The 4,315-nt window shown below is 52.5% G+C and carries 8 protein-coding genes and 1 pseudogene; 2 read left to right on the top strand and 7 right to left on the bottom strand.

Annotation, left to right across the window (positions count from 1 at the left end; translation table 11 throughout):
- Positions 1-497 (bottom strand): MobQ family relaxase (gene mobQ / locus ACLIRY_RS26635; protein ID WP_413208451.1); only part of this gene is annotated, 497 nt, incomplete at its 3' end.
- A gap of 222 nt (positions 498-719) precedes the next feature.
- Between mobQ and traD the strand changes: the two genes are divergently transcribed.
- Positions 720-968, top strand: a complete 249-nt coding sequence (gene traD / locus ACLIRY_RS26630; protein WP_413208450.1) for a conjugal transfer protein TraD — start codon at positions 720-722, stop codon at positions 966-968.
- The gene (locus ACLIRY_RS26625) at positions 965-1,399 is read left to right on the top strand and encodes a hypothetical protein (RefSeq protein WP_413208449.1); all 435 of its coding nucleotides are present in this window, start codon (positions 965-967) and stop codon (positions 1,397-1,399) included. Before traD ends, ACLIRY_RS26625 begins: the two co-directional genes overlap by 4 nt.
- Positions 1,400-1,487: 88 nt before the next feature.
- Here ACLIRY_RS26625 and ACLIRY_RS26620 read toward each other — a convergent pair whose 3' ends face one another.
- The 6 genes and pseudogenes from ACLIRY_RS26620 to ACLIRY_RS26595 form a co-directional block, all read right to left on the bottom strand.
- Positions 1,488-1,622, bottom strand: a complete 135-nt coding sequence (locus ACLIRY_RS26620) for a hypothetical protein (protein WP_413208448.1) — start codon at positions 1,620-1,622, stop codon at positions 1,488-1,490.
- 412 nt (positions 1,623-2,034) lie between these two features.
- Complete coding sequence (locus tag ACLIRY_RS26615) at positions 2,035-2,988, bottom strand: replication protein RepA (RefSeq protein WP_413208447.1); 954 nt, start codon at positions 2,986-2,988, stop codon at positions 2,035-2,037.
- Entirely contained in the window at positions 2,979-3,254 is a 276-nt protein-coding gene (locus ACLIRY_RS26610; RefSeq protein WP_413208446.1) for a type II toxin-antitoxin system RelE/ParE family toxin, read from the bottom strand. The genes ACLIRY_RS26615 and ACLIRY_RS26610 overlap by 10 nt, the downstream gene beginning before the upstream one ends.
- Positions 3,244-3,498: a CopG family ribbon-helix-helix protein gene (locus ACLIRY_RS26605; RefSeq protein WP_413208445.1), complete on the bottom strand. Its 255-nt coding sequence runs from the start codon at positions 3,496-3,498 to the stop codon at positions 3,244-3,246. Before ACLIRY_RS26605 ends, ACLIRY_RS26610 begins: the two co-directional genes overlap by 11 nt.
- 230 nt (positions 3,499-3,728) lie before the next feature.
- On the bottom strand, positions 3,729-3,995 hold the full coding sequence (locus tag ACLIRY_RS26600) for a hypothetical protein (RefSeq protein WP_413208452.1): 267 nt from the start codon (positions 3,993-3,995) through the stop codon (positions 3,729-3,731).
- A gap of 45 nt (positions 3,996-4,040) precedes the next feature.
- Positions 4,041-4,315 (bottom strand): annotated as a pseudogene (locus tag ACLIRY_RS26595) (MobA/MobL family protein); the annotation flags it as partial.

Below are 4,315 nucleotides of genomic sequence, written 5' to 3'. Positions count from 1 at the left end.
GCTCCGCTCTGGCGGTCGTCCAGTTCCCGCGTTTTTGCGCCCATTCCTTCAGGCCCAACCGCTCGCGTGGTGGTCAGAATGTGGGCATGGTGGTTTCTCTGGTCGCCTTCTTTCCCCGGCGCATGAATTGCTACATCAGCCACCACCCCGAACCGCTCGACAAGCCAGCCGGCGAATGCCCGTGCGGCTTCTTGGCGCTGGAAAGGGGTTAGTTCAGCCGGCAAAGCGATTTCATATTCGCGGGCAGTGACACTGTTTTTCCGTTTCTCGGCAGCTTCGGCACCGTTCCAAAGCTGCTCACGATTATGCGCCCAAGCTGGCGCACCTTCTGGCGTGATGATCTCCGTATGTTTAACGCCAGACTTACGGGTGTAGTCCGCGGTTTCACCTGTGCGCTTGTCATGAAGCTTTGAGCCTGAGCGATAGGCCGACGCGGCAACGGCAGACCTGCCGTTACTCCGCGATACGGTCTTTATGCTCAGGTGATACAGCGCCACTGATTTTTCTTCCTGCCGTCGTAAACGCTCCGAAGGAGCTAAGTTGGTTTTTGGTTAGTGTCCGTAGGACCGCACGCAAACGAAGTTTGCATAAGTGCGCCCTTCCTCATTCTTCGGCGGGAATTTTATGGTGTTCGCTTGTCGCTCACAAGGGTTTTTGTTTGGTTGTTTTTACGGCAAGAAGTATAGAAATGAGGGTGCCGTTTTTAGAGGAAAAATCCCATGGATGACTTGGAGAAAGCGCAACGCCAACTTGAGCAAGCAAAGGCGCGTGTTCAAAAGCTGAAAGCAAAAGCAAAGGCCGAAGAGAGAAAGAAAGATACCCGCCGAAAAATCATTCTCGGCGGCTTGGTTCTAGCCCGAGCAAAGCGCGATCCTGACGCGGCTGTAAAGCTGACACAGCAAATAGCGGCCCTTCCTGAGAAAGAGCGTGCGGCGTTTGAAGGCTGGAGCCTGGAGGATAACAAATGAGCCAAACCCTGATTGACGCCTTGGATGCTTTGGAAAGCCAAGTAGCCGGGCTCTCTAGGGCCGTGAAAGCGGCTGATCCTGTGAAAGTTGGCCAAATGGCCGAACAAGGCGCAGCTCGGGGGTCCTCCGAGACACTGATCAAGCTTTCGGAGACAACCAAGGCATTGCAGACCGTTACCTCTGATCTTCGCCAATGGGCCATTCCTGCCGCTCAGAGGGCCCAGGAAGCGGAACTACGCCGCAAGTGGTGGAAACCTGCCTTAATCGTCTTGACCGTACTCCTGAGCCTTTTTAGCGGCTTTGCCGTGGGTGTACTGGTTGCTCAGTTTGGCCTAACGATGACAACACAAATTGGATGCCTCTCCTTGGGCGGAAAGTGGGCCCCGCGCCAAGACGGCAGTGGGTCTGTCTGTTGGCAAGACTCTTTCTAACCCATTGCCAAGCCACTTTATGGCCTTTCAGCATCAGCTTCGTTAAATGAAAAGGGAGCAAGTTGGACTTGCTCCCTCGGTTGATGGGTTATTCTTTGGTTTCTTTTGGCGATTTTGGCTTCGCCCTAAAAACATAGTAACCCGTTGGATGAACATATACTTTTCCGTTTCGACGAATCGTCTTGGTGAAGACGAGTTCGCCTTCCTCGGTATCATTACTCATTCGCAGATTCCTTGCGAAAAATCTGCGACTCTGATTAGCTGGCAGCTTACGGACTATCAGCATCAGGTCGCAAGATTTGGTTGCAGAAAAGCCCCGGCCTCGTGCCGGGGCTTTTTGCATTCTGGTGATGTGAAATAGTGGAGTCAAGAACAAGATATGGTGCTCGTTTCTCTCTTGTTCCCTATCTTCGCAACAAAATGTTGCGTCGAAAGTTATCCCCGTTGTTCCCAGACAACTACAGGACAAACTATAGGATTCTAAAACCTATAGGATGGGGTGCAAACTCTGCGTGCCCAAAAGGGTGCAAACTCTGCGTAAAATGGGGTGCAAACTCTGCGTGGATAACTTTTTTATCCACAGGGCACACCATACTCCAAAGGGTGCAAACTCTGCGTAAAAAAAATATTTTGAATCAGGGGCTTGGAAGACGACGAACAGCTATTGTCGTGGAGCGAATCGGTGGCGGAGAATGGTGCAGCCTCAAGCCGCCCCGGACGGCCTCAACCCGGCAGCCACGATAGATCAGGATTACTTGTTCCAGGGCTTTGATCATCTGCTTCCTGAAGTTTCTAATATCCGCTACGTCAGGCCCAAACTGGATTTGGAGAGCTTGCCAGCTAACGAAGGCCCCTTTTTTTTCACGGACACGTGGCAATCGGTGGGCGAGCCAAGTGTAAACGTCTAAAGCTCTTGCTGAGTGTTGAAGGGCTTGCAGTGCCCTTGGATCAAGCGGCAACGCATATTGGGTCAGTGAGTTGTAAAACTCCTCAGACAGCGTGACTTCAGATGGCCATAGCACACGCTGGCGCGGATCTATCGGGAACCATAGGTCCATTTGCTGGATCAATGGAGCCGGGTTAACCATAGAGGCCCCACCTCCATGCTCGAAAAACATCTGAATCCGTGATGCGGAGAGCGCATTGAGTTGCTTCTTGAAAGCAGTAATGGTCCCCCGGACACCGCCGGTCACAGACAGGCCTAAATTCCCCATAAATGCGCTCATACTGTCGCCAACGGGTATTACACGTGACTGCCTCCTAACCGCTTCAGAACACAAGTGAATCATAATCAAACGCGGCTTTGGCCCGTGAGGTAAGGGCTGTAACACGGGCTTATGTGTCTGCCTGTCGAGCAGGTGACCGGCGGTCAAGACGAGGGACATCTTGCCGTTCTCGCGGACGTAATCGCGCTGCCCAGTCATCGCGCGGTATGGCATTCCACATTGAGCGAGCACTGTGTGGAGAAAAGCGATTTGGTCAGGCTCACTTTCCTCAATAATTTCAACGGCTGACGTGATTACACGGCGCTGGATCGGGGTTAGAAGTTCTAGTCCATCACTGTCTGAAGCGTCGTTTTCTAGGGCCATTTTTGCTTCCCATGTAACACGCGGAGCACCGTGATAACCTCGCCTTGCACGATGTAAGGGACAAGGTAAGGTGTACCGGTGACGACTAATTCGCGAGTGTCTGCCACCCGGCCAGGGCGGCCTTGGTGTGGGTGCGCTGCAAGCTGGGCCACCCGCGTGAGGATAGCGGTAGCCATTTCACGGGCGGCGGTGGGGTTGTCTTGAGCGATATGGTCGGCAATGTCAGCCAAGTTTTTCCGGGCTGCCGGGAGCCATTCAACGTCCATTGAGACGGATCATGATGTCGGCGGCAACGTCGTCGTGGGCGATAGTCTTCGTTGCAGGATCAGCCGCTTCGGCAAGCCCCTGCTTGACTTGCTGACTGAACCAATTGTCATGGTCCTGGGCCTCTACATAAGCGGCCATGTAGTCGCGCACCAGCAAAGAGGCGGTGCGGTTGTTGGCCTTCGCAGCTAGCACGAAGGCGGCCTTTAGGTCGTCATCAACCCTGAAAGTAAAGTTAGAAAGCATAACTGTTTTCCTCTCCGAAAATGGAATTGCACTCATTATGCACTAACAATAGATGTGCATCAAGAGATGCTAACCAGCACCAGGTCCTACATAAATATTTTGATAAAATTTATTAAAATAATAAATAATGATAATTAAATAATTTTGCGTCAATTTAACTAATTTTATTATTAAAATGTCATGTAAGAATACTTACAATACATATTATTCGTTATTATTATATTTTTATTTTAAAATCCCATGCCGAACCCTGGCCCATTTCCTTTTTTTGAGGCCATTTTCGGTTTTTGTTGTTGTTTTTGCCGTTCTTGCAAAACCTTCTCGGCTTGTCTGATTTGCAAAGCCTCATCCAGCTTCTTTGTGTCGATCTTCCCCAATTCAGCCATGATCCGCGCCCCGCGGTCCATGACCTGGCTAACCGCTTCCTTCGCTCTGGCCGCCGCCCGCTCCACCATCTGCCGCGCTTGGTGCAGCGCTTGGTTGGCCGCCACCACCAAGCGGTTGATCCCGCCCCGCTCCGTTTGGACGCCTCTCCGCTCCATTGCAGCCGCAGAGGGGCCTAAATGGGCCGTAGGAGCGTCTTCTATGCCCTGCCGGGCATAACTCCGGTGATCAACGCGCTCGGCTACTCTAGCGCGCTCTAAGGCCAAATTAGCGATCCCTGCCCACCTCGCCCGAACTTCTTCCACCGCTCCGCTCTGGCGGTCGTCCAGTTCCCGCGTTTTTGCGCCCATTCCTTCAGGCCCAACCGCTCGCGTGGTGGTCAGAATGTGGGCATGGTGGTTTCTCTGGTCGCCTTCTTTCCCCGGCGCATGAA

This window comes from Rhodospirillum sp. A1_3_36 (genome assembly GCF_047263945.1).
GTDB lineage: Bacteria > Pseudomonadota > Alphaproteobacteria > Rhodospirillales > Rhodospirillaceae > Rhodospirillum.
This window is presented reverse-complemented; position numbering and strand designations above follow the sequence as displayed.

Coding starts and splice junctions, on each gene's coding strand:
- ACLIRY_RS26610 (WP_413208446.1), bottom strand. CDS start 3,254: ATGGACGTTGAATGGCTCCCGGCAGCCCGGAAAAACTTGGCTGACATT.
- traD (WP_413208450.1), top strand. CDS start 720: ATGGATGACTTGGAGAAAGCGCAACGCCAACTTGAGCAAGCAAAGGCG.
- ACLIRY_RS26615 (WP_413208447.1), bottom strand. CDS start 2,988: ATGGCCCTAGAAAACGACGCTTCAGACAGTGATGGACTAGAACTTCTA.
- ACLIRY_RS26605 (WP_413208445.1), bottom strand. CDS start 3,498: ATGCTTTCTAACTTTACTTTCAGGGTTGATGACGACCTAAAGGCCGCC.
- ACLIRY_RS26625 (WP_413208449.1), top strand. CDS start 965: ATGAGCCAAACCCTGATTGACGCCTTGGATGCTTTGGAAAGCCAAGTA.
- ACLIRY_RS26620 (WP_413208448.1), bottom strand. CDS start 1,622: ATGAGTAATGATACCGAGGAAGGCGAACTCGTCTTCACCAAGACGATT.